The sequence below is a fragment of the Myxococcus eversor genome, assembly GCF_010894455.1.
Classification (GTDB): Bacteria; Myxococcota; Myxococcia; order Myxococcales; family Myxococcaceae; genus Myxococcus; species Myxococcus eversor.
Genome location: NZ_JAAIXY010000023.1, coordinates 99,651 through 125,991 on the forward strand (window position 1 = coordinate 99,651; position 26,341 = coordinate 125,991).

At 68.2% G+C, this 26,341-nt stretch carries 20 protein-coding genes and 1 riboswitch; of the genes, 13 read left to right on the forward strand and 7 right to left on the reverse strand.

Annotated elements, in window-relative coordinates; translation table 11 throughout:
* Nucleotides 1-45: 45 nt before the first annotated feature.
* Entirely contained in the window at nt 46-615 is a 570-nt protein-coding gene (locus G4D83_RS36125) for an RNA polymerase sigma factor (protein WP_163869449.1), read from the reverse strand.
* A 195-nt stretch (nt 616-810) separates the two neighbouring features.
* On the opposite strand from G4D83_RS36125, the gene G4D83_RS36130 reads away from it, so the two are divergent.
* Complete coding sequence (locus tag G4D83_RS36130; RefSeq protein WP_163869450.1) at nt 811-1,623, forward strand: hypothetical protein; 813 nt, start codon at nt 811-813, stop codon at nt 1,621-1,623.
* Between the two features lie 82 nt (nt 1,624-1,705).
* Here G4D83_RS36130 and sitI6 read toward each other — a convergent pair whose 3' ends face one another.
* Nucleotides 1,706-2,428, reverse strand: coding sequence for a SitI6 family double-CXXCG motif immunity protein (gene sitI6 / locus G4D83_RS36135; RefSeq protein ID WP_420826685.1), 723 nt, complete (start codon nt 2,426-2,428; stop codon nt 1,706-1,708).
* The gene (gene sitA6, locus G4D83_RS36140) at nt 2,425-3,096 is read right to left on the reverse strand and encodes a SitA6 family polymorphic toxin lipoprotein (RefSeq protein WP_163869452.1); all 672 of its coding nucleotides are present in this window, start codon (nt 3,094-3,096) and stop codon (nt 2,425-2,427) included. The genes sitI6 and sitA6 overlap by 4 nt, the downstream gene beginning before the upstream one ends.
* Before the next feature lie 67 nt (nt 3,097-3,163).
* A riboswitch (SAM-I-IV-variant riboswitch) is annotated at nt 3,164-3,269 on the forward strand.
* Nucleotides 3,270-3,578: 309 nt separating this feature from the next.
* Here sitA6 and thrA point away from each other — a divergent pair.
* The 7 genes from thrA to G4D83_RS36175 all read left to right on the forward strand — a co-directional run bounded on the left by thrA (nt 3,579) and on the right by G4D83_RS36175 (nt 12,108).
* Nucleotides 3,579-6,080: a bifunctional aspartate kinase/homoserine dehydrogenase I gene (gene thrA, locus G4D83_RS36145; RefSeq protein WP_163869453.1), complete on the forward strand. Its 2,502-nt coding sequence runs from the start codon at nt 3,579-3,581 to the stop codon at nt 6,078-6,080.
* A gap of 31 nt (nt 6,081-6,111) precedes the next feature.
* Nucleotides 6,112-7,239: a trans-sulfuration enzyme family protein gene (locus G4D83_RS36150; RefSeq protein WP_163869454.1), complete on the forward strand. Its 1,128-nt coding sequence runs from the start codon at nt 6,112-6,114 to the stop codon at nt 7,237-7,239.
* Nucleotides 7,151-8,308, forward strand: a complete 1,158-nt coding sequence (locus tag G4D83_RS36155; RefSeq protein WP_163869455.1) for a trans-sulfuration enzyme family protein — start codon at nt 7,151-7,153, stop codon at nt 8,306-8,308. Before G4D83_RS36150 ends, G4D83_RS36155 begins: the two co-directional genes overlap by 89 nt.
* A 258-nt stretch (nt 8,309-8,566) precedes the next feature.
* Entirely contained in the window at nt 8,567-9,535 is a 969-nt protein-coding gene (gene cysK / locus G4D83_RS36160; protein WP_163869456.1) for a cysteine synthase A, read from the forward strand.
* Nucleotides 9,532-10,533: a methionine ABC transporter ATP-binding protein gene (locus G4D83_RS36165; RefSeq protein ID WP_163869457.1), complete on the forward strand. Its 1,002-nt coding sequence runs from the start codon at nt 9,532-9,534 to the stop codon at nt 10,531-10,533. Before cysK ends, G4D83_RS36165 begins: the two co-directional genes overlap by 4 nt.
* On the forward strand, nt 10,523-11,203 hold the full coding sequence (locus G4D83_RS36170) for a methionine ABC transporter permease (protein WP_163869458.1): 681 nt from the start codon (nt 10,523-10,525) through the stop codon (nt 11,201-11,203). The genes G4D83_RS36165 and G4D83_RS36170 overlap by 11 nt, the downstream gene beginning before the upstream one ends.
* Nucleotides 11,204-11,259: 56 nt before the next feature.
* Nucleotides 11,260-12,108, forward strand: a complete 849-nt coding sequence (locus G4D83_RS36175) for a MetQ/NlpA family ABC transporter substrate-binding protein (RefSeq protein WP_163869459.1) — start codon at nt 11,260-11,262, stop codon at nt 12,106-12,108.
* A gap of 16 nt (nt 12,109-12,124) precedes the next feature.
* Here G4D83_RS36175 and G4D83_RS36180 read toward each other — a convergent pair whose 3' ends face one another.
* A complete protein-coding gene (locus tag G4D83_RS36180) occupies nt 12,125-13,549 on the reverse strand; it encodes a sigma-54-dependent transcriptional regulator (RefSeq protein ID WP_163869460.1) in 1,425 nt (474 codons plus the stop codon).
* Complete coding sequence (locus G4D83_RS36185) at nt 13,546-15,006, reverse strand: sensor histidine kinase (RefSeq protein WP_163869461.1); 1,461 nt, start codon at nt 15,004-15,006, stop codon at nt 13,546-13,548. The genes G4D83_RS36180 and G4D83_RS36185 overlap by 4 nt, the downstream gene beginning before the upstream one ends.
* 157 nt (nt 15,007-15,163) lie before the next feature.
* On the opposite strand from G4D83_RS36185, the gene G4D83_RS36190 reads away from it, so the two are divergent.
* Nucleotides 15,164-15,370: a hypothetical protein gene (locus G4D83_RS36190; protein ID WP_163869462.1), complete on the forward strand. Its 207-nt coding sequence runs from the start codon at nt 15,164-15,166 to the stop codon at nt 15,368-15,370.
* Between the two features lie 1,490 nt (nt 15,371-16,860).
* Nucleotides 16,861-17,112 carry a hypothetical protein gene (locus G4D83_RS36195; RefSeq protein ID WP_163869463.1) on the forward strand — a complete coding sequence of 84 codons (252 nt, stop codon included), beginning with the start codon at nt 16,861-16,863 and terminating at the stop codon, nt 17,110-17,112.
* Between the two features lie 897 nt (nt 17,113-18,009).
* Here the strand turns inward: G4D83_RS36195 and G4D83_RS36200 are convergent.
* The gene (locus G4D83_RS36200) at nt 18,010-18,969 is read right to left on the reverse strand and encodes an alpha/beta fold hydrolase (RefSeq protein WP_163869464.1); all 960 of its coding nucleotides are present in this window, start codon (nt 18,967-18,969) and stop codon (nt 18,010-18,012) included.
* A 96-nt stretch (nt 18,970-19,065) separates the two neighbouring features.
* On the opposite strand from G4D83_RS36200, the gene G4D83_RS36205 reads away from it, so the two are divergent.
* Complete coding sequence (locus G4D83_RS36205) at nt 19,066-20,001, forward strand: MBL fold metallo-hydrolase (protein ID WP_163869465.1); 936 nt, start codon at nt 19,066-19,068, stop codon at nt 19,999-20,001.
* A gap of 31 nt (nt 20,002-20,032) precedes the next feature.
* Nucleotides 20,033-21,796, forward strand: coding sequence for a M14 family zinc carboxypeptidase (locus G4D83_RS36210; protein ID WP_163869466.1), 1,764 nt, complete (start codon nt 20,033-20,035; stop codon nt 21,794-21,796).
* Between the two features lie 132 nt (nt 21,797-21,928).
* Here the strand turns inward: G4D83_RS36210 and cglD are convergent, their stop codons facing one another.
* Nucleotides 21,929-25,315 carry an adventurous gliding motility lipoprotein CglD gene (cglD, locus tag G4D83_RS36215; protein ID WP_163869531.1) on the reverse strand — a complete coding sequence of 1,129 codons (3,387 nt, stop codon included), beginning with the start codon at nt 25,313-25,315 and terminating at the stop codon, nt 21,929-21,931.
* A 219-nt stretch (nt 25,316-25,534) separates the two neighbouring features.
* Between cglD and G4D83_RS36220 the strand changes: the two genes are divergently transcribed.
* Entirely contained in the window at nt 25,535-26,341 is an 807-nt protein-coding gene (locus G4D83_RS36220; protein ID WP_163869467.1) for a TIGR02266 family protein, read from the forward strand.

A 26,341-nucleotide genomic window follows, 5' to 3' on the forward strand; every position in this document is an offset into this window, starting at 1 on the left:
GCAAGTGCTTTCTCCGGCCACCCGAGCGGCCTGCCTCCCGCCTGTTCAAGAGCGTGCCTTGCACGAACAGTCCAGACAGCCATGAGCCGCGCAGGAGCCGCAGCTCCGCTCGAGCTGCTTCTTGAGGGCTTGCCTCGCCCGGTGAAGGCGCACGCCCGCATTGTTGGGCGAGATTCCGACCTCACGCGCCACGTCGGGCACCGCGCGCTCCTCCAGGTCCACCTGTCGCACCAGCTCCGCGTACTCCGGCTTGAGGGTGGGCAAGAGCGTTCCCACGCAGGCACAGACGGTCTGCTTCAGCTCGGGGTCCTCTGCGGGCTCCTCGGCCTCGCGGGCTTCGCGCGCCAGGGCCCGCGCCTCCACCTGCTGGTGACGGTGGTGGTCCACCAGGGCGTTGCGCAGGAGCCGGTAGAACCACGTCACCGCACCCTCGGGCTCCGGCAGCGTGTCGCCCTTCTCCAGCGACTTCACGAAGGCGGACTGGAGGATCTCCTCGGCCGTCGCTCGGTTGCCCACGCGTCGCTCCACGAAGGCGAGGAACTGGCGATGGTTCTCCACCAGCGCGCGCGTCACCGCGTCACCGTCCTCCCGCGTCGCCTCGATGTCCTCGCTCATCTCACCAATCAACCAACGCAAGTCGCATACCCATTCCGAAGACCAACGATTCCAACGGGTTGGGCACGAGTGGGTCGTCAGCGGGTGTGACCCCTTCCATCACACTGTGATGGGCCCAGGCGAACACGGTGCGGTGCCAGGAGTCAGGGCTCACTCCGTATCGTTTTCAACGCCTCATCCCACCAAGGAAGCAACGTGAAGCGAATCACTCGAAGTGTGGCCCTGCTGTCTCTGCTGGGTGCCGCAGCCTGCGGTGCACCCGAAGACGCCAACCCGAACGACTTGGACACGCTCGCTTCACAGGAGGGAGAGCTCACCGGCACCGAGGTGACGCTCCCTATCTGTGACACCGGTCTCACACCCTCGGGGTGGGCCTGCTGGCTGGACAGTGGGAAGCAGACGGCGTGCCCTGCGGGGCAAACCCCGGCTGACTACTGGTGGCGCTACACCAGTGGTTCCACGTACGTCCGCGCGGATGCGGCCCAGGGCATTCGTGAAGTGAAGACCTGGTCGTTGTCCTGGGGAACGAGCGACTTCCTGTATCGAGCCGAGGCGGTCCATTGCAACTCGGTGGCTCCCACGTACCAGGCCTCTTCCTGGAGCCGATACACCGGCTCGCCGACCCTCCAGGCACGGGTGACTTCCTTCGTGGACCACATCCGCCCCGCCATGGTGCGCGGCACGGTGCTCGCGTCTTCTGACGAGTTCTTCTGCGCCGGCACGGGAGGCTGCAGCACTGCGACTTCGCTGGTCCTGGTCCTCAAGAAGAGGGACCTGACGCAGTCGACCTGGACCGAAGCACGAAGCCTGGAGTTGCCCTTCAATCGAAACGGGGCCGTCACCGCATACGAGGTCGAGACCACCGTCGAGCCCGGCATGGATGTCGCTCTCGAAGTCTTCGTGAAGACCTCGTTCAACGCGGTGACGGAGGTTGTCTTTCACGACATCCGGCTGTTCACCGAGAAGTGTGTTCCCGACATGACCAATCCGGGCCAGTGCCTGCCTTGAGCGCTGAACAAAGCCAGTGCTGAGAGGATGGGCGGCGGCGGGAGCAGGACAAACCCGCCGCCAGAGCGTGTGCTGGACCCGGTCAGCGCACCGGAAGCTCTCGAAAGGAGATTCCTTCCAGGGACAGTCGCTGCACCGACTCCATGAACCGCTCGGTTCCCACAATCACCGTGGCGAAGTTGCCAACCCTGAAGAGGTCACGGTCCAGGGGCAAGGTCGCGGCGTCGAGGATGGGCTCCTCGGGCAGGCGAAGCCCGACCCTTCCACACGTCACGCATGGCGGAGGCGAATCCGGAGGGAGACAATCCGGGTGTAGCCGTCCACAAGGTTCGATCTGAAGCTCCAGCAATGAGGGAGGCTCTTGTTGACGGAAGCGCAGCTCCGTTCGACATCCCATGAGGCCGCGCACGCCCTCGGCTTGAAGCCCCTCCTGCACATCACTGCGAACGAGCAACAAGCTGTCGCCCAACCACGAGAAGGCGGCGAACCTGCCGGAAGCAGTCCCCACCAGCGGGCCGAATGTTGTCCCAGGTGGCAACGTCGCGGTCGACGGTGCCAGCGGCCTCACTCGTTCCCGAAGGCGCGCGAACTCAGCGACGGGCTCGGGCCGAGCCTTCAAGAACTCGTCCTGGTCTGGCAGTCCGGACAGGTCGACTGCCGGATACTGGTGTCCCGAGGAACTCCAGGTCGCGCCGCACGCCGAGCAGTGCGCGCCAGGCAGCCCCCACCTGTGCGCGGCGTTGAGGCTCCCGTTGAAGCGAGGCCAGAGTGACTTGTTCCACCTGAGTTCAAAGACGCGCATCACGTTCCCGGCCTGGAATGGTAGGGCTGAATGGGCCCGCCCAGGAGCTGGAATCGGTAGATGAGTTCGCCCGCGTGCTTGAAGATCTCCTCAGGCCTCGCATCATCGTTTCTCCGGATGAACTCGCGCCAGGCCTCGTTCCAGGCACCTCCTGACGGACCTCCATCGTGAATCCGTCGGTGAAGGTCTCGCGGAATGGGCATGGTGTAGTCGTGAATCTTGAGCCCCTGACGCTCGAACCACCGTGCCAGATCTTCTGCCTGGGGGAAGATGTGATGCTTCTCGAACCGGCCCCGCGGGAGTTGATGCGAAGGGGGGATGATGCGTTCGGGGGCACCATTCCAGTTCGGGAAGACCATGACGGCGCCCTTGGGGAGTTGCTGAGCACCGCCCCGGTTCCGTCGAGGTCCCATCCCAGGTGCCGCTGCCGCCGCCGGTGGACGTGATGGAGGAAAGCGCGCGAGCTCGATGTCGCCGGCCACGTCCTCACACCGGTAGAAACCGCACATGGCTCCGAGGCACAGGAGCGTGACACACCGGTCCTCACTGGGAGCTGAACACTCCGCGTCCTCTTCGCCCATCTCCTGAGGGTCAGGGACGTGCTGAACGGAGGAGCAAGCCAACAAGTACGCTGCAACCAGCATCCACCATGAGTCGCGAATGAGCGGCATATCGGGCGAAACCTAGCGCAGTCGCGGTGCGAGGGATTGACAAGGCCCCGCATCCCGTTTATTTCGCGTGCAGCATCAAGAGCGGTACCGCTTCGGCGGTGGCCCGACAACCTGGAGACGGACCTCCAAGGTGTCCAAACGATGCGGCTCGGGGAGCAAGTGCTCCACTGGCAAACCAAGCGTCCGAAGCGAGGCAGCTCCTCAGCTTCGGTGAGAGAGGACCTCCGTGGTTCCATCCACCTCCGCCGCATCCCCTCGCGCCACGCAGCTCCCTAGCCGCGAGAGCGCTCGAATGCGCCGCGCCCGCCACGTCACCGTCTCGCGAATGCGCGGGACGCTACACGCCGGCTAGGGCTCCCACTCCACTTCCCATTCCTTTCTTCGTCGGCGCCTGGTCGCCGCGCTCGCTCGACGTGTGTCGACAGCGCGTCCTCGCGCCCTCTCATGTCTTCAGGGCCATGGCCCTCGTTCGAGGTTCGCAGATGAGCAGCAATTCCTTTCGGGTGATGAAGTTTGGCGGCTCCTCCGTGGGCTCACCCCGCCGACTGCGCCAGGTCATCGAGCTGATTGGCAAACACTCCCGCACGGGCCCGCTCGCCGTCGTCGTCTCCGCGATGGGTGACACCACCGACTGGCTCCTGGAGGCCGCTGACCTCGCTACACGCGGCGAGCTGGAGGGCTCGCTCACCGTGGTGGCCCGCATCGCCCACCTGGCCAAGACGAACGCCGCCGCGCTCCACCCAGCGCAGTCCACCACGCTCGCCGCGCGCGTCGACCAGCTCCTCGCCCCGCTCCAGCAACTCCTGCAGGGCATCTCCCTCACCCGCGAGTGCTCCCCCGCATCCAAGGACAAGGTGCTCGCATTCGGAGAGGTCATCTCCGCCACCCTGCTCGCCGAGTTGCTCAGGGCCGCGGGCACCGACGCCCACTTCCGCGACGCCCGCCTGCTGCTCGTGACGGACGACACCTTCGGCACCGCGCGCGTGGACGTGAACAGGACACGCGAGCGACTTCAGGTCGCCATCGCCGAGTGGGGTACCACCCTCCCCATCATCCCCGGCTTCATCGCCGCGACACTCGACGGACGCACCACCACCCTGGGCCGCAACGGCTCAGACTACACGGCGGCCCTGGTGGCTCAAGGCGTGGGTGCGTCCGAAGTCACCGTGTGGACCGACGTGCTTGGCCTTCACACCGCCGACCCGGACCTCGTCAGTGATGCGTATCCCGTGGCGCACCTCACCCATGGCGAGGGCCTGGAGCTGGCCGCCGTCGGCGTCCGCATGCTGCACCCGCGCACGATGATTCCCCTCATCGAGGCCGGCATCTCCCTGCGCATCCGCAACACCATGCACCCGGACCACCCGGGCACGCTCATCGACGCCATCGGCTCGCGTGACGGCCAGCGCCCCACATGCATCGCCACGCGCGAGGACCTGGCCCTGCTGGGAATCGAAGTGCGCAAGCTGTCCGACCAGTTCCAACTCGGTGAGCGCGCCCTGGCCGCCCTGCGCGCCGCTCGCGTCACGGTGTGGATGACCGCCCAGTCCGCCAACGGCCAGTCCATCGCCCTCGTCGTTCCACGACCGGATGCACCGCGCGCTCGAAATGCCCTGGAGACGGAGCTCGCGCAGGAGCTGGCCCGCCGCGAGGTGGAGCCGCTCGGTGTCCGGGAGCCGGTGACGCTCGTCACCCTGGTGGCCGAGGCGATGGGCCATGGCGTCAACGTGGCCGGCCGATTCTTCAGCGCACTGGGCGCGGTGGGTGTCGGCGTGCGCGCGAGCGCCCAGGGTGCCAGCTCCCGCTCCATCTCCTGCGTGGTGGACGCGGAGGACACCGCCATCGCGGTGCGCACGACGCACGCCGCCTTCAACCTCGCCCATCAACAGGTCAGCCTCTTCGTGCTCGGCAAGGGCACCGTGGGCGGACAGCTCCTCGCACAGCTTCGCACCCAGCAGGAGCAGCTCCGCCAGCGCCATGGCATCGCGCTGCGCGTGGTGGGCATCGCCGACAGCCGACGCACCCTGTTCGACTCCACCGGGCTCGCCCTGGATGGAATCGAGGAGCAGCTCGCCCGCGTCGTCCGAGGCGAACCCGGCACGCGCGCGCTGGCGCCGCTGCTGGACGAGCTGCGCCGACTGCCCGTGCCCATCCTCGTCGACTGCACGGCGGACGGTGACGTGGCCTCGCTCTACACGGAGGCGTTCCGTCGGGGCATCCACGTCGTGGCCGCCAACAAGAAGCCGCTCGCCCTGCCCTGGAACGAGCGCGAGGCGCTGCTCGCCGAAGCCCGCCATCACCACGTCGCGTACCACTACGAGACGACGGTTGCCTCCAGTCTTCCTGTCATCGACACGCTCGCCAACCTGGTGCGCACCGGCGACACCGTGCGCCTCATCACCGCGTCCCTGTCCGGCAGCGTGGGCTTCATCTGCAACGAGCTGACTTCGGGCGTCCCCCTCTCCACGGCGGTCCGCACGGCGCGCGAGCGGGGCTTCACCGAGTCAGACCCGCGCGAGGACCTGTCCGGCGCGGACGTGGCACGCAAGGCGCTCATCCTCGCGCGGGAGCTGGGCCTGTCCCTGTCACTCGCCGACGTCGCGCTGGAGCCCTTCGTCCCCGAGCCCTCGGACGCTGGCGACTCCCCCGAGTCCTATCTGCGGAGCCTCCGGGCACTCGACGCGGAGTACACGCAGAAGGTGGAGCGCTGCAAACAGTCGGGCACGGTGCTGCGCTATCTGGCGCGCATCGACCCGACGCGGCTGGGCACCGACGCGCCCGTCATCCGAGTGGGACTCACCGCCGTCGAAGCGGGGCAGCCCGCAGCGGACCTGCGCGGCTCCGAGTCCTTCGTGTCCTTCACCACCACGCGGCACAGCGAGTTCCCCCTCACCGTGCGCGGCGCGGGCGCGGGAGGCGCTGTCACGGCTTCTGGCGTGCTCGCGGATATTCTCCGCGTCTCCCAAACGCTTCGGGGCCGCTGAGCCTCGCCCACCGGGAAACAGGAGCCACCTCATGAAGCTCGCCACCGCCCTCGTCCACGCCGGCACCCGCAGAGACCCGTCCACCGGCGCGGTCGCCGTGCCCATCTACCAGTCCGCCACCTACCAGCACCCCGCGCTCGGCCACTCCACCGGGTACGACTACTCGCGCACGAAGAACCCCACCCGCGCCGCGCTCGAGGACGCGCTCGCAAGCCTCGAAGGAGGCAACCGGGGCCTCGCCTTCGCCTCCGGCATGGCCGCGCTGCACTGCGCCCTCCAGCTCCTCGGCCCCGAGGACCACCTGGTCCTCACCGAGGACCTCTACGGTGGGACGTTCCGACTCGTGGACAAGCTGCTCCACATCCCCCACACCTTCGTGGACACCACGCGGCTGGACGCGGTGCGCGCGGCGCTGCGCCCCAACACCAAGGCCCTGCTGGTGGAATCGCCCACCAACCCGCTGATGAAGACGGCGGACCTGCCCGCGCTCGCGGACATCGCCCGGAAGGCGGGCGCGCTCCTCATCGTCGACAACACCTTCAACACACCTTTCCTCCAGCGGCCTCTGGAGCTGGGCGCGGACATCGTCGTCCACAGCGCGACCAAGTACCTGGCCGGCCACAACGACGTCGTCGCCGGAGCGCTCGTGGTGAAGGACGCGGCGGTGGGCGAGCGGCTCGCCTTCGTCCAGAACGGCATCGGCGCCGTGCTCGGGCCGCAGGACTCCTACCTGGTGATTCGCGGGCTCAAGACGCTCGCGCTGCGCATGGAGCGCCACCAGTCCAACGCCCGCGACGTGGCCGCCTTCCTGTCGAGCCACCCCAAGGTCGAGCGCGTCTACTACCCGGGCACGGGCGGGATGCTCTCCTTCAACGTCACCGACGCGGCCCTGGTGCCGCAAGTGCTCGCCGCCGTGCGCATCTGCCTCTTCGCCGAGTCCCTGGGCGGCGTCGAAACCCTCATCACCTTCCCCGCCACGCAGACCCACGCCGACATCCCCGTCGCGCGCCGGGAAGAGCTTGGCATCACCGACCGATTGATTCGCCTCTCCGTGGGCATCGAGGACAGCCATGACATCATCTCCGATTTGGCCCAGGCGCTCGAAGGGCGCTCCCAGCCCGTCGAGCTTCGCGACCCGACTGCTGCACACGGGTCATGAAGTCGACCCGGTGACGGGCGCCGCCGCGGTGCCCATCTACCAGGTCTCCATGTTCGACCAGCCGGGCCTGGAGCACTCCGGCGAGTTCGACTACGCCCGCTCCGGCAACCCCACGCGCAAGGCATTGGAGGGCGTCCTCGCGTCGCTGGACGAGGGCGCCGGGGCCTTCGCCTTCGGCTCCGGCATGGCCGCGCTGTCCACGGTGCTGATGCTCTTCAGCGCGGGGGACCACCTGGTCGTCACCGACGACTGTTACGGCGGCACCTACCGCGTCCTCACCCGGGTTTTCAGCCGCTTCGGGCTCAAGGCCACCTTCGTCGACACGTCGGACGTGGACGCGGTGCGCGCCGCGTTCCGCCCCAACACCAAGGGGCTGCTCGTCGAGACGGTGAGCAATCCCTTCCTGCGGCGCACGGACGTCGCCGCCATGTCCAGCCTCGCGCGGACGTACGGCGCGCTGCTCATCGTGGACAACACCTTCCTGTCCCCCTACCTCTCGCGTCCGCTCACCGAGGGCGCCGACATCGTCATCCACTCCGCCACCAAGTACCTGGGCGGACACAGCGACGTCATCGCGGGCACGGTGGCGGTGAAGACGCCGGAGTTGGCGAAGGAGGTCTACTTCCTCCAGAACGCCGTGGGTGCGGTGCTCGGGCCGCAGGACTGCTTCCTGCTCCAGCGCGGCATCAAGACGCTGCAGGTCCGCATGGAGCGGCAGGTGCGCACGGCCGGGGTGCTCGCGCGCTGGCTCGGAGGCAGGCCGGAGATTCGAGAGGTCTTCTATCCGGGCACCGGCGCGGTGGTGTCCTTCCGACTCGCCCATGACTCGATGGCGGCGACCTTCGTGGACTCGCTGCGACTGCCGCTGCTCGGCGTGTCGCTGGGCGCGGTGGAGAGCATCATCACCGTGCCGGCGAGGCACTCGCATGCCTCCGTGCCCGCCGCCGAGCGTGAGCGACGCGGAATCACCGACAGCCTCATCCGCTTCTCGGTGGGACTGGAGGACCTGGAGGACCTCCAGGCGGACCTCGCGCTCGCGCTGGGCCGGGCCTTGAAGGAGGCCGCATGACAGGGAGGTCGGGTTGACAGTCTCCGGCGGATTGGTTACGTCCTGAAGCCGATGCTCTGCTTCGTCGCTCCGTTCGGGTCCTGTTGTCGCGGCATGTGTTGCCGCGTCACGACGGGTCCGTCCGTTCGAGCGTACTGAGCGTCTTTCGCGCGCAGGCGTGTCCGGCCCGTCCCCCAGAAACCTGGAGACGGGCCGTTCCATTTTCCCCACACGCCGGGGCGCAGCATCGAAGTCCCGGCCCCAACCCCCGAGACGCGGATGCCCAACAACATCTACCCCGACGTGACGCAGCTCATTGGCCGCACGCCCATCATCCGCCTGTCGCGCGTCGGTGGCCCTGACGCCGCCACGCTGCTGGCGAAAGTCGAATCCTTCAACCCCGGTGGCAGCGTGAAGGACCGCATCGGCCTGGCGATGATTGAGGACGCGGAGAACAAGGGTCGCCTGCGTCCGGGCATGACGATTGTCGAGCCCACCAGCGGAAACACTGGCGTGGCCCTGGCCATGGTCGCCGCGGTGAAGGGCTACCGCATCATCCTCACCATGCCGGAGAGCATGAGCGTGGAGCGCCGCCGCATCCTGGAGGCCTATGGCGCGGAGCTGGTGCTGACGCCCGCGGCCAAGGGCATGAATGGCGCCGTCGAGGCGGCCGACGAGCTCATCAAGGAGCTGGGCGACAAGGGCTTCATGCCGCAGCAGTTCCGCAACCCGTCCAACCCGGAGATCCACCGGCGCACCACGGCGAAGGAGATTCTCGGAGACCTGGACGTGCGCAAGCTCGACGCCTTCGTGGCGGGCATCGGCACGGGCGGCACGATTACCGGCGCGGGCAGCGTGCTGAAGAAGGAGAACCCGTCCCTGCAGGTCATCGCGGTGGAGCCGCTGCGCTCGCCCCTGCTCACCCAGGGCAAGGCGGGGCCGCATCGCATCCAGGGCATTGGCGCCAACTTCGTGCCGGAGGTGCTGGACCGCTCCGTCTATGACGAGGTCATCGACGTCGCGGATGTCGACGCGTACCTCGCCGCGCGGGAGCTGGCGAGCCGTGAGGGTCTGCTCGTGGGCATCTCCAGTGGCGCGGCGTTGCATGCGGCCCGGCAGGTGGCCAGGCGCCTGGGGCCCGGCAAGACGGTGCTCACCGTGCTGCCCGACACGGGCGAGCGGTACTGGAGTTCGTTCGCCGCGTTCGCCGAGGAGCTGGCGAACACACCGCAGGGAGTCGGTGGATGATTGAGCTGCGCGGTATCAGCAAGGTGTACAGGCAGGGCGGGCGCGAGCTGTCGGCGCTCCAGGACGTGTCGCTGCGGGTGGACCCGGGAGAAGTGTTCGGCGTGCTCGGACAGAGCGGCGCGGGCAAGTCCACCCTCATCCGCTGCGTCAACCTGCTGGAGCGTCCCACCCAGGGCCGCGTGCGGGTGAATGGGAAGGAGCTGCTGTCACTGAGTCCCGAGGAGCTGCGCCTGGCGCGGCAGGGCATCGGGATGATCTTCCAGCACTTCAACCTGTTCTCCTCGCAGACGGTGGCGGCCAACGTCGCGTATCCGCTCGAGGTGGCGGGGCTGCCGCGCGAGCAGATTCGCGCGCGTGTCGCGGAGCTGCTCGCCCTGGTCGGCCTGTCGGACAAGGCGGACACGTACCCGGCGCGGCTGTCGGGTGGACAGAAGCAGCGGGTGGGCATCGCCCGCGCCCTGGCGCCGCGTCCTCGCATTCTGCTGTCCGACGAGGCGACGTCATCGCTGGACCCGGAGACGACGCGCTCGGTGCTGGCGTTGCTCCGGGATTTGAACCGACAGCTCGGGCTCACCATCCTGCTCATCACCCACCAGATGGAGGTGGTGAAGGCCATCTGCGACACCGTGGCCGTGCTGGAGCAGGGGCGACTCGTGGAGCAGGGCAAGGTGGTGGAACTGCTCTCCCGTCCTGGCACGCATCTGCATGGGCTGTGCTACCCGCCCTTCACCACGGGCGAGAGTGCCGTCCTGCGGGGCGGTCAGCGTGTGGAGCTGTCGCTGTCCGGCGAGCACTCCACGCGCCCCATCCTCTCCACCCTGGCGCGTCGCTTCGACGTGGATGCGCACCTGCTGGAGGGCTCACTGGAGCGCGTGGGCGAGGCGCGCGTGGGGCGGCTGCTCTTCGAGCTCACGGGGGCTCCGGACGCGGTGAGCCAGGCCCTGGCGTTCCTGCGCGAGCAGGGTGTGACGTCGGAGGAGGCGGCTCATGCCTGGTGAGCTGACGCATTCACTGTGGGTGGCCACGCTGGAGACGCTCTACATGACGTCGGTGGCCACGGTGCTGGTGGTGCTCGCGGGGCTGCCCCTGGGCGTGCTGCTGGTGCTGACGGACCGGGGCGGACTGTGGGAGCGCCCGGCGCTTCACCGCGTGCTGGGCATGCTCGTCAACGTGGGGCGCTCGGTGCCGTTCATCATCTTGATGGTGGCCATCGTTCCCCTGACTCGCCTGCTGGTGGGCACCACGATTGGCACCACCGCCGCCATCGTTCCGCTGGTCGTCGCGGCGATTCCCTTCATGGGCCGCGTGGTGGAGCAGGGCCTGCGCGAGGTGGACTCCGGACTGGTGGAGGCCGCCATCGCCATGGGCTCGACCCACCGCCGCGTCGTCTTCCGCGTCCTGCTTCCGGAGGCCCTGCCTTCTCTCGTGCGCGGTACCGCGCTCGTGGTTATCAGCCTGCTCGGCTACAGCGCCATGGCGGGCGCCGTGGGCGGAGGTGGGCTGGGAGACCTGGCGGTGAAGTACGGCTACATGCGCTTCCGCACCGACGTCATGCTGGGCTGCCTCGCCGTGCTGCTCGCGCTGGTGCAGCTCGTGCAGTGGCTGGGTGACGGAGTGGCTTCGCGCTTCGACCACACCTCGCCCCACTCCCGCCGCGCGCACGACTGAAATATCCGCCCGGCCTCGCTGTTGCCCGCGGCCTCTCCCCTCGGAATCCACACGTCATGAAGCCACCCGCGTCATTCCTCATCATCCCCCTGGCCTTCGCCGCCGTCTCCGTCGCGCTGCTCGTGGGGACGGGCTGCAAGAAATCGGAGGCCCCCGCCACCGGCGAGGCGCCCGGAGTGCCCACGCTGAGGATTGGCGTCAACCCGGTGCCGCATGGCGAGATTCTCCGCGCGGCGGTGCCCGTGGCCTTGCGCTCCGGCGTGCGCATCGAGGTGGTGGAGTTCACCGACTATGTGCAGCCCAACGTGGCCCTGGCGGATGGGCAGCTCGACGCCAACTACTTCCAGCATGTGCCGTACCTGGAGCGATTCTCCGCGGACCGTCAGCTCTCGCTGAGCAGCGCGGGCGCGGTGCACCTGGAGCCCCTGGCGCTGTACTCGACGAAGTTCCGCCAGCTCGCGGAGCTGCCCGAGGGAGCACAGGTGACGATTCCCTCGGACCCGAGCAACGCTTCGCGCGCGCTGCACCTGCTCGCGGACCAGGGCCTGCTGCGATTGAAGGAGACCGCGGGCGCCGTCGCGACGGTGGGTGATGTGGTGGGCAATCCTCGCAAGCTGGAGCTGCGGGAGATAGACGCCGAGCAGCAGCCTCGCACCCTGGAGGACGTGGCCGCCGCCGTCATCAATGGCAACTATTTCCTGGAGGCGCAGAAGCACCTGAAGCTGGACGCGAAGGTGCTGGCTCGCGAGTCCTCCACGCGCAATCCCTATGCGAATGTGCTCGTCGTCCGGAAGGGTGACGAGTCCCGCCCCGAGGTCCGCGTGCTGCTCAAGGCGCTCCAGTCCGGCGAGGTGCGCCACTTCATCGAGTCCCAGTACGGCGGCGCGGTGGTGCCTGCATTCTGACCCGTGTGGCGGCGCGTCACTCGGAGCGCTTGAAGTCGTCCGAACGCACGCCGTAGCGCTTGAGCAGTCGATGGAGGCTCTCGCGCTCCATGCCGGCGCGTTCGGCGGCGTGGGTGACGTTGCCGCCGAACTCCTGCATCAACGCGGTGAGGTACTCGCGGGACACCGTGTCGCGAGCGCCGTCCACCGCTTCGCGGTAGGGCAGCTTCGCCAGGGATTCGGCGGTGGCCCTCACGCCCGGGGCCGTAGCGCCCGAGGTGACACCGCGTGACGTGGCCACTTCGGGAGGAAGGTCCTCAGGAGTGATTCGAATGCCTCGGGCCACGGCCACGGCTCGCGCCACCGCGTTCTCGAGCTGGCGCACGTTGCCGGGCCAGTCGTAGGACGCGAGCGCGCGCAGGGCCTCGGCGGTGAAGCTCTCCACTTCGGGCCGTCCCGAGCGGGACAGGAAATACATCGCGAGCAGCGGGACGTCCTCGCGTCGCTCTCGCAGCGCGGGCAGGCGCACCGTCACCACGTTGAGGCGGTAGTAGAGGTCCTCGCGGAAGCGGCCCGAGGCCACCTCGGCGGACAAGTCACGGTGCGTGGCGGCCACCACGCGGACGTCTACTTTCACCGGCACGGTGGTGCCCACGCGTCGGACTTCCTTCTCCTGGAGGGCGCGGTTGAGCTTCACCTGCACGGGCAGCGGGAGGTCTCCAATCTCGTCAAGGAAGAGCGTGCCGCCGTGGGCTTCCTCGAAGAGTCCGGGCTTCGCCGCCGTGGCGCCCGTGAAGGCGCCCTTCGCGTGGCCGAACAGCTCGCTCTCCACGAGCTCCGCGGGGAGCGCGCCACAGTTCACAGCGACGAAGGGCTTCGCGGCGCGGGGGCTCTCCTTGTGGACTGCTCGCGCGGCCAGCTCCTTGCCCGTGCCTGTCTCGCCCGTGAGAAGCACGGTGAGGTCTCTGGTCGCGACCTGGGAGAGCAGGCCGTGCAGGGCGTGCATCGCGGCGCTGCCTCCCAGCAGCCCGTGGAGTTCAGGGGCTGACGCGAGACGCGCCTTCAGTCCCGCGGCCTCTCGTCCCTGGCGACGCTTCTCCAGCGCGCGGGCCACGACGAGCGCGACCTCGTCCGGGTCGAACGGCTTGGAGAGGTAGTCGTAGGCGCCTTCCTTGATGGCCTCGACGGCCTTGGGGATGCTGGCGAACGCGGTGACGAGAATCACCTCCGTGCCGGGCGCGCGGCGCTTCACCTCGCGCAGCACCGCGAAGCCGTCCGCTCCGGGCATCTGGATGTCCGTCACCACCACGTCGAAGTCACGTGACGCCAGGAGGGACATGGCCTGCTCGCCGTCAGCGGCCTCCGTCACCGCGTAGGCGTCTCCGAGGATGCGGGAGAACAGCTTGCGCATGTTCTCCTTGTCGTCGACCACCAGGACGGCAGGCTGGGTTTGAGTGCTCACGCCATCGCCTCCCGCTCGGCCGACGCGGGGGGCAATCGCAACGTGAAGCGCGCGCCTCCCAGCGGGCCCGTGTCCGCTTCGATGCGTCCTCCGTGGGCTTCCGCGATGGCCTGACTCACCGCGAGCCCCAGACCCGTGCCCGTGGACTTGGTGGTGAAGAAGGGCTCGAAGAGGCGGCGGTGGTCCTCGGGCTTCACACCGGGGCCGGAGTCGGAGACGGAGACGCTGGCGCCACCGTCGTTCGCGGGGGCGATTCGCACTTCGACGGTGCCATGTGTTCCCGCGGCCTCGGCGGCGTTCTTCACCAGGTTGAGGAGCACCTGACGCAGTCTCGCGGGCTGGGCCCACGCGCTCGCCGAACCTTCCACGCGCACGTCCACCTGCCCGAGTCTCTCCGCTTCGCGCAGCCTCGCCACCACGTCCTCACACGTCTCGCGCAGGGGGATTTGTTCCACCGGGCCCTGACCCGGACGGGAGAGGTCGAGGAGTCCTTCGACAATCTGCTGGCATCGCACGGCCTCCTCCTCCACCACTTTCAGGTCCTCGGCCAGGGCGCCTTCCGCCTTGCGCTGGAGGATGCGCACATAGCCGAGGATGACGCCGAGCGGGTTGTTGATTTCGTGCGCGACGCCCGCGGCGAGCCGGCCGACGCTGGCGAGCTTCTCGTGCTGGACGAGCTGGGTCTGGTGCGTGCGCAGGGCCTCGGTCATCCGGTTGAACTGCGCGGCGAGTCGGCCAAGTTCTCCTGGGTCGTCCTCGGGGATTCGCGTGTGCAGGTCGCCCTGGGCGAGTCTCGCGGCGCCGTCGGACAGGCGTGCGACGGGGCGAGCCACGGAGTTTCCGATGTAGATGCCCACGCCCACGGCGAACAGCGTGGCGCCGCCGAGGAAGAGCAGGGCCCAGCGGAAGCTGGTGTGCTCGACGGCTGCGACGTGTTCCTCGAAGGAGCCGAGGGAGGTGTCGAAGCGACGCGCGAGGGCCTCGGCTCGGGCCTGGATGAGGGACACGCGCTCCAGGGCGCGGCCGTGGGCGGCGGTGACGGCGGCGTGGTCCTTCGCCAGCACGGCGGGCAGGAGCGTCTCGCGGTACAGGCGGTCCAGCGCGTCACCGTTCTCCTGGATGTCCGCCACCCAGGCGCGCTCCTCGGCGTCTTGAGCCTGCTCTCGGAGCCGGCGGGTGAGCGTCTCGACGCGCGCTCGCGACTCCTCGTGGAAGTGAACGTGGCTGGCGTTGCCGAGGATGATGGTGTGGGCCAGATGGGCGTACTGGTCCCTCACGGCGGTCGCCAGCTCGAGTGCCTCGCGAACCCGACCGCCGGCTTCGCGTAGTTCATGTGAGGCATCGTGAATGTCCGCCAGCCGAGCGAGCGCGAAGCCCGAGGCGGCGGTGAAGAGCGCCACCAGCGCACCGAAGGCGAGCAGCAGCTTGCGAGTCGTGGAGCCGGCGGTGGGAAGCATCGCGTTCTATATAAGGGAGTGCGGGGCCGTGTGGGTGAGCGATGTCGGCGCGTGCACAGTCCCACTCGCCCATCACCCAGGTTGTCTCCGGGACTTCCTACCTTCGGTAGAATGCCTGTGTCGTTTCCTCTGTCGGGGGGACACAGCGATGCCATGGATGACCTTCTGGGTCTGTGCGCTGTCCTGCGCCGTCATGGGCTGCCCGGAGGTACATCGACGTGATGGCCTCGTGGACCGGGCCGCGCATCAGGATGCACTGGAGAGCATTCCCACGGGCTGCTCCGAGGACGACTTCAGGCTCTTCTGCAGCGATGGTCGCGAGCAGAGCGAGACGTGCATCCAGACGTGTGGCGGTCAGCAATGAACGTGCGAACGATGCTGGGAGCAGGCATCGCGTTGTTGATTCCACTGCCTCTTGTCCTCACGACAAGCAGCCTGCTGCAACCAGACCTTCCTGAATACGTCCGGGGCCGGCGGGTCAGTCCCGTATTCACGCCAGAAGAACGCTCACGATTCCAGACCTACCATCGAAACTGCGGTGCAAAAGTGGGGTGCGACCCGCCACTGGGCTGCCTCTTCGATGAGCGTGCTCGCGCGATTTATTGCACGGACAGCCAGTGCTTCACGGATGCGCAGTGTCCCGACGGACAGACCTGTCGACTCCTCGCCACCGCGAGACAAGACCCCGTGGTGCGCTATTGCGTGCCCGTGGGCATCCGCAAGGAAGGCGAGCGATGCGTGGACATCTCCGAGTCCCAGGAAGGCGCCTGTGGGCCCGGGCTGTATTGCTCCCGCGAAGGAAGCTTCTGCGGGCGACCGTGCAGTCTGGATGACGCCAGCACCTGTCCACCCCACTTCTTCTGCGTGGACGACTATCCCGAACCGCTCTGCCTCCCCACCTGTGAGAAGAGCGGCTGCCCCGAAGGACAGCACTGCATCCGCCACGAAGGAGGCGCCTCCGCCTGCGCCAGGGTGTTCGGCCCTCAGTGCCAGCAGACACCCTGCCCTTCGGGCCAGACGTGCGAGTTCATGCACGCATCCCGTCTCCCCGACCGCATCTGGTCCGAGTGCGAGCTGCGCTGTGGCAAGGACTTCCACCCCTGCCCCGACGGCCGCGTTTGTGACGGCTGGGCCTGCGAGCAGCCCTGCGACCCCAAGGGCCCTAACACTTGCGACGAAGGCTACCGCTGCTTCCAGCGTCGCCCCTCCAGCCCCTGGGTCTGCCACCCCGACTGGTGACGCCGTTTCGGCCCAGCGAAGTCCGAGCAGAGTCCACCGCCAAGCAGAACGGCCTCAGCGGTGGCCCTGCTATACATACCGAAAATCGAGAACGGCAATCTGTTTCAATCCACACCCGGCTTGCGAACCGAGCGATGCATCATGCCGAACGACAATGACCGCGCCGTTCGAGCCCTGATCCTCTCTCAGGGGCTCTCGTTGGGAAATCCCGACGGAGAACCCGACGACGGAGGCTGCGGCCCTTCATCGCCCCATTGAAAGTTCAGGAACATCCTGAGAATGGATGTACGGAGCGAGATGATGCATTGGACAACGGACTGGTGCTTGTTCATCTGGTTCATTGACATCCCATGTTCAGATTTCCGTTCCGAATCTTCGGAGGAATCCGCGACCCAAGATGCTGCCATCCATGCTCCCGACAACATGTCCCTCCGTGTGACTCCTCATCCTGAATCGAACCATTACCGGTGCCTGACGTGCGCGGCCTGCTTCGGCGCCCGGCCACAAACAACTGCACATCTCCGCGTGCATCACCTGCATCGAGAGCTTCGCAGTGTCCTGGCATGCACAGTCACAACACGTGCATCGGCAGATGAAGAATCAGCCTTCAGTAGGATGACCTCGCAGCGCATCCTCCCGGGGGACACAGCGATGCCGTGGATGACCTTCTGGGTCTGTGCGCTGTCCTGCGCCGTCATGGGCTGCCCGGAGGTGCATCGACGTGATGGCCTCGTGGACCGGGCCGCGCATCAGGATGCGCTGGAGAACATCCCTTCGCGCTGCTCCAGCGTGGAGCGCGAGCGCTACTGTGGCGGAGCGGCCTCGAAAAGCGCGGAATGCATCCAACGCTGTGGTGAAGTGGAATGAACTGGCGGACACCCCTGGGGGTTGGAGTCGCGCTGCTCCTTCCGCTGCCATTGGTGCTCATCCTCGGCGGCACACTCCAACCCGAGCAACCGGAACACTTTCGAGGGCGCCCCGTCAGCCCCCTCCTCTCCAAAGAGGAACGCGGCCCACTGCGGACCTATCACCGGAACTGCACTCGTAGCGCCGACTGTGAGGCCCCCCTGGGCTGCCTCATGGACGCCCGAGCACATGCTCAGTACTGCGCTGACAGCCAATGCATCACAGATGCGCAATGCGAGGATGGGCAGCACTGTCGCCTCCTCGCGACGGAAGGCCCCGGTCCCATGGTGCGCTACTGCCTGCTTCTCGGCGTGCGCACGGAAGGAGAGCGGTGCATCAAGGTTCCCGCCTCTCGGGAAGAGGCCTGTGCACCAGGACTGATATGTGGGAGCCGAGACGGTTTCTGCGCGCGCACCTGCTCACTGACGGAGCCGGGCAGCTGCGCTCCCAACTTCTTCTGCGCGGACACCCAACCCGAACCGCTCTGCCTCCCCACCTGTGAGAAGAGCGGCTGCCCCGAAGGTCAGCACTGCATCCGCCACGAACAGGGCGCCTCCGCCTGCGCCAGGGTGTTCGGCCCCCAATGCCAACAGACACCCTGCCCTTCGGGCCAGACGTGCGAGTTCATGCACGCGACCCATCTCCCCGACCGCATCTGGTCCGAGTGCGAGCAACGCTGCGGCAAGGACTTCCCCCCCTGCCCTGATGGCCTCGTCTGTGACGGATGGGCCTGCGAGCAACCCTGCGACCCCAAGGGCCCCAACACCTGCGACGAAGCCTACCGCTGCTTCCAGCGTCGCCCCTCCAGTCCCTGGGTCTGTCACCCCGACTGGTGACAGACCCGAGCCCACCTCGACATCACGCGGGCAGCGACTTCAAGAACGACAACAGCGCGGCATTGACCTCGGCGGGACGCTCCTGCTGAACCCAGTGTCCCGCGCCAGGAATGACGAGAATGTCCTTCAAGTGGGGCACCAGCGGCTTCATCAAATCCACCGGCGCCAGCGCACGACCCGGGTCCTTCTCTCCCGTGATGAACAGCGCGGGCTGCTCGATTTTCACCGTCGCCAGCTCGGGCAATTCCTCCCAGTCACGGTCCATGTTGCGATAGCGATTCAACCCACCCCGGAACCCGCTGCCCTCGAACTCCTTTACGAAGTACGCGACATCCTCCTCCGTGAGCCAGGCAGGCAACGTCTTGGGCGTCTCGATGCCCGTGAGAAACCCGTCCCCCTGCTTCCTCGCGCGCACCAACTCCGACGTCGTGTCGAAGCCCGCGACGCTGCCCGCCAGCACCGTGCGCATCGTCCGCGAGACATCCGCCTCCAGCTCCGCCTCGGCGACGCCGGGCTGCTGGAAGTACTGGATGTAGAACCACTTCTCCTTGAACACCGCCTTGAAGAGCTGCGTGGGAGGCATGGGCGTACGCCCCAGATGCGGAACACTCATGCCGACGACGGCCCTGAAGCGCTCCGGATGAAGCGCGGCACAGGTCCACGCCATCGCCGCACCCCAGTCGTGCCCCACCACCACCGCCGTCTTCTCCCCGAGCGCGTCCAGCAGCCCCACGAAGTCCGCCACCAGGTTCTTCATGCTGTACGCCTCGACGGGCCCCGGCTTGTCGCTGCGTCCAAAACCTCGAACGTCCGGCGCCACGACGCGATAGCCCGCGGCCGCGAGCGCCGGGAGCTGATGCCGCCACGAGTACCAGGACTCCGGCCACCCATGGAGCAGCAACACGAGAGGCCCCTTCCCCGCCTCCGCGACATGAAGGCGAATCCCGTTCGTCTCGAGCGTGCGATGTGTGATGTCGACCATGATAGGGGCTCCATTCCCCTTGCGAACCGAACCGTCCCGCGAGCATGACAGAGGCTCGGGGCCTCGGGCTCCGGTGTCCTTCGAGGAGCACGCATCATGGCCTTGCGCTTCAAGAACCTGGACGGCAGCGGCCCTCAGCCGTTCAGCACCGTCTTCAAATGGGCAGTCGCCGACAAGCTCACCGGCCGCCGCCGCAAGTCTCCCGGCCATGCGCCCGTCCCTCGCGTGGAGCCGGACCTCGCCCTGCTCGCCACGCCTCCCGCCCCCGGCGAGGGCGCGCGCCTCACCTGGCTGGGCCACGCGAGCTGGCTCGTCCAGCTCGACGGCCTGTCCCTCCTCATCGACCCCGTGCTGCGCGACGCCATCAACGTCGTCATCCACCGCAACGTCCCGCCCGGCGTCCCCATCGACAAGCTGCCCCCCATCGCGGCAAGCCTCGTCTCCCACAACCACTACGACCATCTGGACCTGCCCACGCTCAACGACGTGGGCGCGCCCATCGTCACCGGCCTGGGACACGCTCCCGTGTTCAAGGGCGGCAAGCTCGCCGTCACCGAACTGGACTGGTGGCAGTCCACCCGAGTGGGCCCCGTCACCATCCACTACGTCCCCTCGCAGCACTGGAGCCGACGCGGCCTCAACGACGCCAACGAGATGCTCTGGGGCGGCTTCGTCATCGAGGGCTCCAGCGCCCGCGTCTACCACTCCGGTGACACCGCCTGGTTCGATGGCTTCCAGGAGATTGGCCGCCGCTTCCCCAAGCTCGACGCCGCCCTGCTCCCCATTGGCGCTTATGACCCGGAGTGGTTCATGAGCCGCCAGCACATGAACCCCGAGGACGCCGTCCGCGCCTTCGAGGCGCTCGGCGCCCGGGAGTTCCTCGCCATGCACTGGGGGACGTTCAAGCTCACCGACGAGCCGCTCGACGAACCGCCCCGCCGCCTGGACGCCGAGTGGAAGCGCCGGGGCTGGCCGCGAGAGCACGTCCACGTCCTACCGGTGGGTGGAACACTCACCGTGCGAGGCGGTTGAAACCCACCAGAGCCTGTGTTGAGGGTTGGCCATGCTCCTCGCCACCGCCCTCTCCCTGGCGCTCTCCCAGTCCCCACCGCCGCTCACCACCGCGTCCGAGCAGAGTGGTTGGACTCGAACCGGCCGCTACCCCGAGGTGGAGGCGCTCTGCCGCGCCTTCCCCAAGGCCTACCCCGGCAAGGTGCGCTGCGACACCTTCGGCACCACCCCCGAGGGCCGGCCCATGCTCGCCCTCGTCGCCAGCGCCGATGGCACCCTCACCCCCGCCGCCAACACGAAGAAGAGCCGCCCCGTCGTCTTCTTCCAGGGCGGCATCCACGCCGGTGAAATCGACGGCAAGGACGCCGGCTTCGCGCTCTTGCGAGACATCCTCGCCGGCAAGACGCTGCCGGGAGTCCTCAAGGGCGTCACCGCTGTCTTCGTCCCCGTCTTCAACGTCGACGGCCACGAGCGCTTCGGCCCCAACAACCGCCCCAATCAGGTGGGCCCCGAGGAGATGGGCTGGCGCGTCACCTCGCGGAACCTCAACCTCAACCGCGACTACGTCAAGGCGGAGAGCCCGGAGATGGTGGCCCTGCTGCGCTACCTCCACTCCTGGAACGCGCTCGTCTACGCGGACCTCCACGTCACCGACGGCGCCAAGTTCGAGCCCGACGTCGCCGTCGGCATCGAGCCGCAGAAGTCCGGCCCGGAGAGCCTGCGCACCCTCGGCGTGAAGCTGCGCCAGGAGCTGTTCCAGGAACTGGAGACGCAAGGCCACCAGCCCCTGGAGTTCTACCCCTCGTTCCTCCAGGACGATGACCCGACGTCCGGCTTCGCCTACGGCGTGCCGCCCCCGCGCTTCAGCCACGCCTACGCCGCCGCCCACCACCGGTTCGGCGTGCTCGTGGAGACGCACTCGTGGAAGCCCTATGCCGAGCGCGTGAAGGCCACGCGCGACGTCGTCGCCGGACTCCTGCGCCTCGTCGCCCGCGATGGCGCTGGGCTGATGAGCGCCGTGAAGGCGGTGGACACGGAGACCCAGTCCGGCAAGGTGCGCGACGTCGTCGTCGCGTGGAAGAACACGTCGGAGAACCACCCCATCGCCTTCCGGGGCTACGCCTACGAGCGCGGCGCCTCCGACGTCTCCGGCCAGACGTGGATTCGCTACGACGACTCCAAGCCGCAGGTGTGGAACGTGCCGTACTTCGACAAGGTGGAGCCCGCGCTCACCGTCTCCATCCCCTCGGGGGGTTACCTGGTGCCGCCGTCCCACGCCGCCTGGGTGGCCGAGAAGCTCACCACCCACGGCCTGCGCTTCCAGCGCCTGTCCCGCCCGACGCCCGCCACCGACGTGGAGGTCTTCCGCGCCACCGAGGCGAAGTGGAGCCCCCAGTCCAACGAGGGCCGTCAGACGCTCTCCGTGAAGGGCGCGTGGGAGAAGCAGTCACAGGCCATGGCCGCGGGCGCGCTGTACGTCCCCACCGCGCAGCCGGGCGTGGAGCTGGTGGCCCACCTGCTGGAGCCCACCGCGCCAGACTCGCTGCTGTCCTGGGGCTTCTTCAACGCCCACTTCGAGCAGAAGGAATACGTCGAGGACTACGTGCTGGAGCCCTTCGCGCGGGAGCTGCTCGCGAAGGACGCCACCGTGAAGGCCGAGTGGGACGCGAAGCTCAAGGACGCCGCCTTCGCCAAGGACCCGCGCGCGCGCCTGCGCTTCTTCTACGAGCGCCACCCCGCTCGTGACACCCAGCACCGCGTCTACCCCATCTTCCGCACCGCCACCGCGCCCACGGGCCTCACCGCCGGCCGGTAGCTCCGGGCCTCCTCCCCCGGGCTCACGACGCCCTGAAGCACGAAGGCCCCGGAGGCATGCCGCCACCGGGGCCTTCTTCATGTTCCGACGAAGCACCGGCCCTCAAAAGAGGGCCGGCGATTCACGTCACCGTCAGCCGATGATGCCTTCGCAGGCGCAGGTGCTCGGGTTGCACGCCGTGTTCGACGGGCAGCCGCCGCAGTCCGCCTTGCACGCGCAGGAGCACGAGGCCGCATCCGGCGTGGCCGTGGAGCCGCAGCTCAGCGACGACGTGTCACACGCGCAGGCGCACACGTTCGGGTCGAACTTGTAGCCCGCCGCGCACGTGGCCGTCTGGACGCACGAGCACGCGCACGTCGCCGAGTTGCACGACTCATACGTGCCGCACGTGCCACCACAATCCGAGGCACACGTGTACGCGCACACCGCCGGGTCCGTGTTGCACACCTGGCCCGGAGCGCCCCCACCACCACCGCAGTCCGACGGGCACTCGCACTTGTCCGTCGTCCGGTTGCAGGAGAGCTTGCCGTCGCAGTAGTCCGCTTCCGTCGCGTCGTAGTACGGGTCCGCGCGGCACGGAGGAGGCACGCCGTTGGCGTTCGTCGTCCGGTCGCTCCAGTAGCGGTAGGACACCGCCGCCGCCGTGTTGTCCGCCAGCGGCCGGCAGCCACCGAAGAACGACAGCGTCCGGTTGATGCCATCCACGTCGAAGCCGTTGGTGCGGCTTCGCGGCAGGTCCGACGCCGTGGGGCACGCCACCGCGTCCGCCACCGAGGCCACCGACACCTTCACCGACGCGCCGATGGGCGGCTGCTGCGTGCGGTAGCCCACCGACGCGATGACGCTGTCGATGATGCCGTTGATGGTGGTGGTGATGGAGGTGGAGTTGCGGATGCTGCCCACCACGCCGCCCGTCGCCTGGATGATGTCCAGGTGCTTCGGGTTGCGGGGGTCCTCCTGGTTGTGACACCACGTCGCCGTGTTGCTGGTGGCGAACTCCGGCGGGCAGATGATGCCGTGGACCTGGATGACCTGGTTCAGCGGGTTCTTCGTCGCGGCCGTGGTGCCGGTGCTCCGGAAGTACTGCTCGAAGGTGGCGATGGAGTCCGTCGAGTAGTCGTGCGTGTCCGTGAGGATGACGACCACCACCTTGGCGCCCTCGCGGATGCGCGAGTCCGAGGACGTGCCGTTCGGCACGAGCACGTTGTTGATGGCGGCCCGCACCGCGTCCATGGGCTTCTCGTCGCCATTGCCGCTCAAACCCACCCAGCACGACTGGTTGTTCGTACAGGTGGTGGGCGTCGTCCCCGCGGGGATGGTGAGGTTGTTGCACTGGCCGGTGGCGCAGGTGCTGTTCTGTGTCAGCCACGCGCGGAACTGGTTGACGTTCCGCGTGAAGCCACGCACCAGGTTGCGGTTGACGTGGTTGTTGTTGGTGGAGGTGTAGCTGGTGGTGATCATCGCCAGACGCCAGTCCAGCGTGGAGTTGGCCAGCTTGTTCGCCACGGCCGTGGCCGCGTCCGCCAGCGACTGCTGCGAGCTGGACATGGAGCCGGAGTCGTCCACCACGAAGAGGAAGTCCACCACCGCCTGGCGCGAGGTGAACAGCTCGCACTGCACCGCGTCCGCGTCACCGAACTGCGCGAGCGCCGAACCGCCCGCCGTGTCCGCCAGCGCGAACAGGCTGCCCGCCTCGTTGTAGCGAGTCGTGGGGGTAATCGCGAGCACCACCAGCACGCTGTCGTTGGAGCGGTGGACGTACTGCGCCTGGATGGTGAACGGACCGGTGATGCCCGCCGCGCCCGCCAGCGAGCCGGTGCTGGAGGGCACCAGCGAGCGCACCAGCGTGTTCGTCTGCGCCTTCAGGTCATCACCGCCCGGCAGCGAGTAGCGCGCCGCCAGCGCCGCGTAGCCGTCCCAGGTGGTGAAGGTCTGCGCGTAGTCGCTCGTCGCGGTGGAGAACGCGCTGCCGCGGATGCCCGCCTCGTCGCCCGCGGGCGTGGTGGAGCCGCCCACCTGGGGACGCTTGTACGCAATCAGCGTCACCTGCTTCGTGTCATCCCAGCCGATGACGCCCACCGTGGAGCCCGCCACGGTGATGTTGGTGATGTTGGCGTCCTTGAACGTCGCGGGCAGCGCGAGCCGCACGTCCGCGCCGTTGTCCTCCTTGAAGGTGACAGGCCGCAGGTTGCTCGCGCGGCACGCCTGACCCGCGGGCGTGTTGGGCGCGCCGTCCGCCGGGTTCTTCGGGTCCAGTTCGCCCGTGTCCACCTGGCCGTTCTGGTTCGCGTCCTCCGCGCCGTCCGCGATGCCGTCGCCATCCGAGTCCGCCGTCGTGGGGCTGGTGGTGGTGCTCGGGTCCGTGTCCCCCGAGTAGCCACAGTCCTTGCGCGGCGCCGCGGCCGTCGTCACGCCGCGCTCCACGCCGTCGCGAAGGCCGTCGCCGTCCGTGTCCGGGTTGGCGGGGTCCGTGTCGTTCCCGTCCACCTTGCCGTTGCCGTTGGCGTCCTCACCCAGGAAGCCCCCCCGGCCCGGGCCGTCCTGCAGGCCGTCACAGTCGGTGTCCGTCAGGCGCGGGTCGGTCTCGTTCGCGTCCACCTTGCCGTTCTTGTTCTCGTCCTCGATGCCGTCGTTCAGGCCGTCGCCGTCCGTGTCCGCGGCGTTCGGGTTGGTGCCCGTGGCGGTCTCCACCGCGTCGGGGATGCCGTCGAAGTCCGCGTCGGGGATGGAGGCGGCGCAGTCAGCCACCTTCGGGTCCGTCTCGCCGGTGTCCCGCACGCCGTTGCGGTTGCGGTCCTCCTCGCCGTCGCTGCACGAGTCGCCGTCCGTGTCCGGGTTGAGCGGGTTGGTGCCCATGGTCCGCTCCAGCCCATCCGACAGGCCGTCGCCGTCCGTGTCGCGCTTGCGCGGGTCCGTCTCGCCGGGGCTCACCGTGCCGCTGTGGTTGGCGTCCTCGACGCCGTCCGCCAGCCCGTCACCATCCGAGTCGATGGCGTTGGGGTCCGTCTCACCCACCTCCCGGGCGCCATTGCGGTTGGTGTCCTCCAGGCCGTCGGGGATGCCGTCGCCATCCGTGTCCGCCTTCACCGGCGAAGTCACGGAGGAAGGGTCCATGTCCGCGCGGAAGGAGCAGTTGGGGTCCACGCTGGAGGTGCGACCCACTTCCACACCGTCGCGAATGCCGTCGCCGTCGGTGTCACGCTTGCCCGGGTCCGTCTTCAACCCACCCGCATAGACGTTGGCGAACTCTTCCGCGTCCGTGAGGCCGTCGCAGTCGGAGTCCTTGGTCGGGTTCTTGCTGTCGTTCACATCCGTCGGCACCGTCCCCGGGTCGGGGTCCGGGTCAGGTTCGACGCCCGCGTCCTCCGGTGGTGGGGGGCCGCTGTCCGGGACGTGCGTCCCCGCGTCGTCGTCGTTGTTTCCAGTGGGTTTGGGGTCTGGGTCGGAACCACCGCATCCGGCCAGCAACGAAGCTGACACGAGCACGCAGGCAATGAGCCGGGCGAAGGGCATGCGCATCATTCGACTCCATGGCCCTGACTCCGGGGGGGGTTGGGATGAGTCAGGGGGAAATCGAAGTCTATGAAGACCTGGGCTTTTTGGTCAGGGACTATTCCCCCGCGTACGAGTTCTTCGTCGCTCTTCGTATGCTCGCTGTCCAACCTCATGGGCGGATTGCGCCATGACTGTTGGCGAACAGAGTTCGCGGGGTGGGAAGCGTCGGCTATCGTCCCTTTCGTGCCTGTCTTCGGTCTCGCGGCATTGTGGAATAGAGGGGCTTCACCAGAACGCGCCGCGGCGGTGGTGGAGGGGCTTGGCGAGATGCTGCCCTCCGCTCAATCGATGCAGCTCGTGGTCGCCGTGCAGGCCGAGCAGGCCGGTATCGAGCTCAAGGTGGAGGCCCCTGGCTATCCGCGTGCCGCGGTGGAGCGGCTCGCCGACGAGGTGAAGCGCAGTGGTGGCACCTTCGTGGAGTTGTGGCGCCTGCCCAAGCTGGAGCGCGATGCGCTTCGCAACAGCACCTTCGCGGGAGGACGCGCCTATGGTGGCGACGAGCGCACCGCCGCCGCGCGCGCGCTGGAGCAGCACGTGAGCGCGCTGGCCACCCGGCCCGAGCTCCCCGTGCCCGCCGCGCCTCCTTCGGCCCCGGCGACACCGCCTGTCGCCGCCGTGCCCCTGGCGGAGGATGATCCCCGCCGCGTGCCGCCCACGCCTCCGGGCAGTCCCCAGCGTCGGGGGCGCCGCTTCGCGGTGCGGCTGGAGCTGGAGTTCCGCACCGAGCTGGACTTCGTGCGGGAGCACGCGCTGAACATCTCCAACGGGGGGCTCTTCGTGCGCACCGCGCACCGGCCTCCGACCGACAGCGTCGTCACCGTGGACGTGAGGCTGCCCAACGGAGAGCATCTCCAAGGGGAGGCCGTGGTGGTGCACGTGGTGGATGACCCCTACAGCGGTGGCGTGGGGCTCGCGTTCCTCAGTGACGACGCTACGTTCTCCCGGACGCTCGACCACTACCTGGCGAGCCTGGTGGGTGGGGCGAACTGA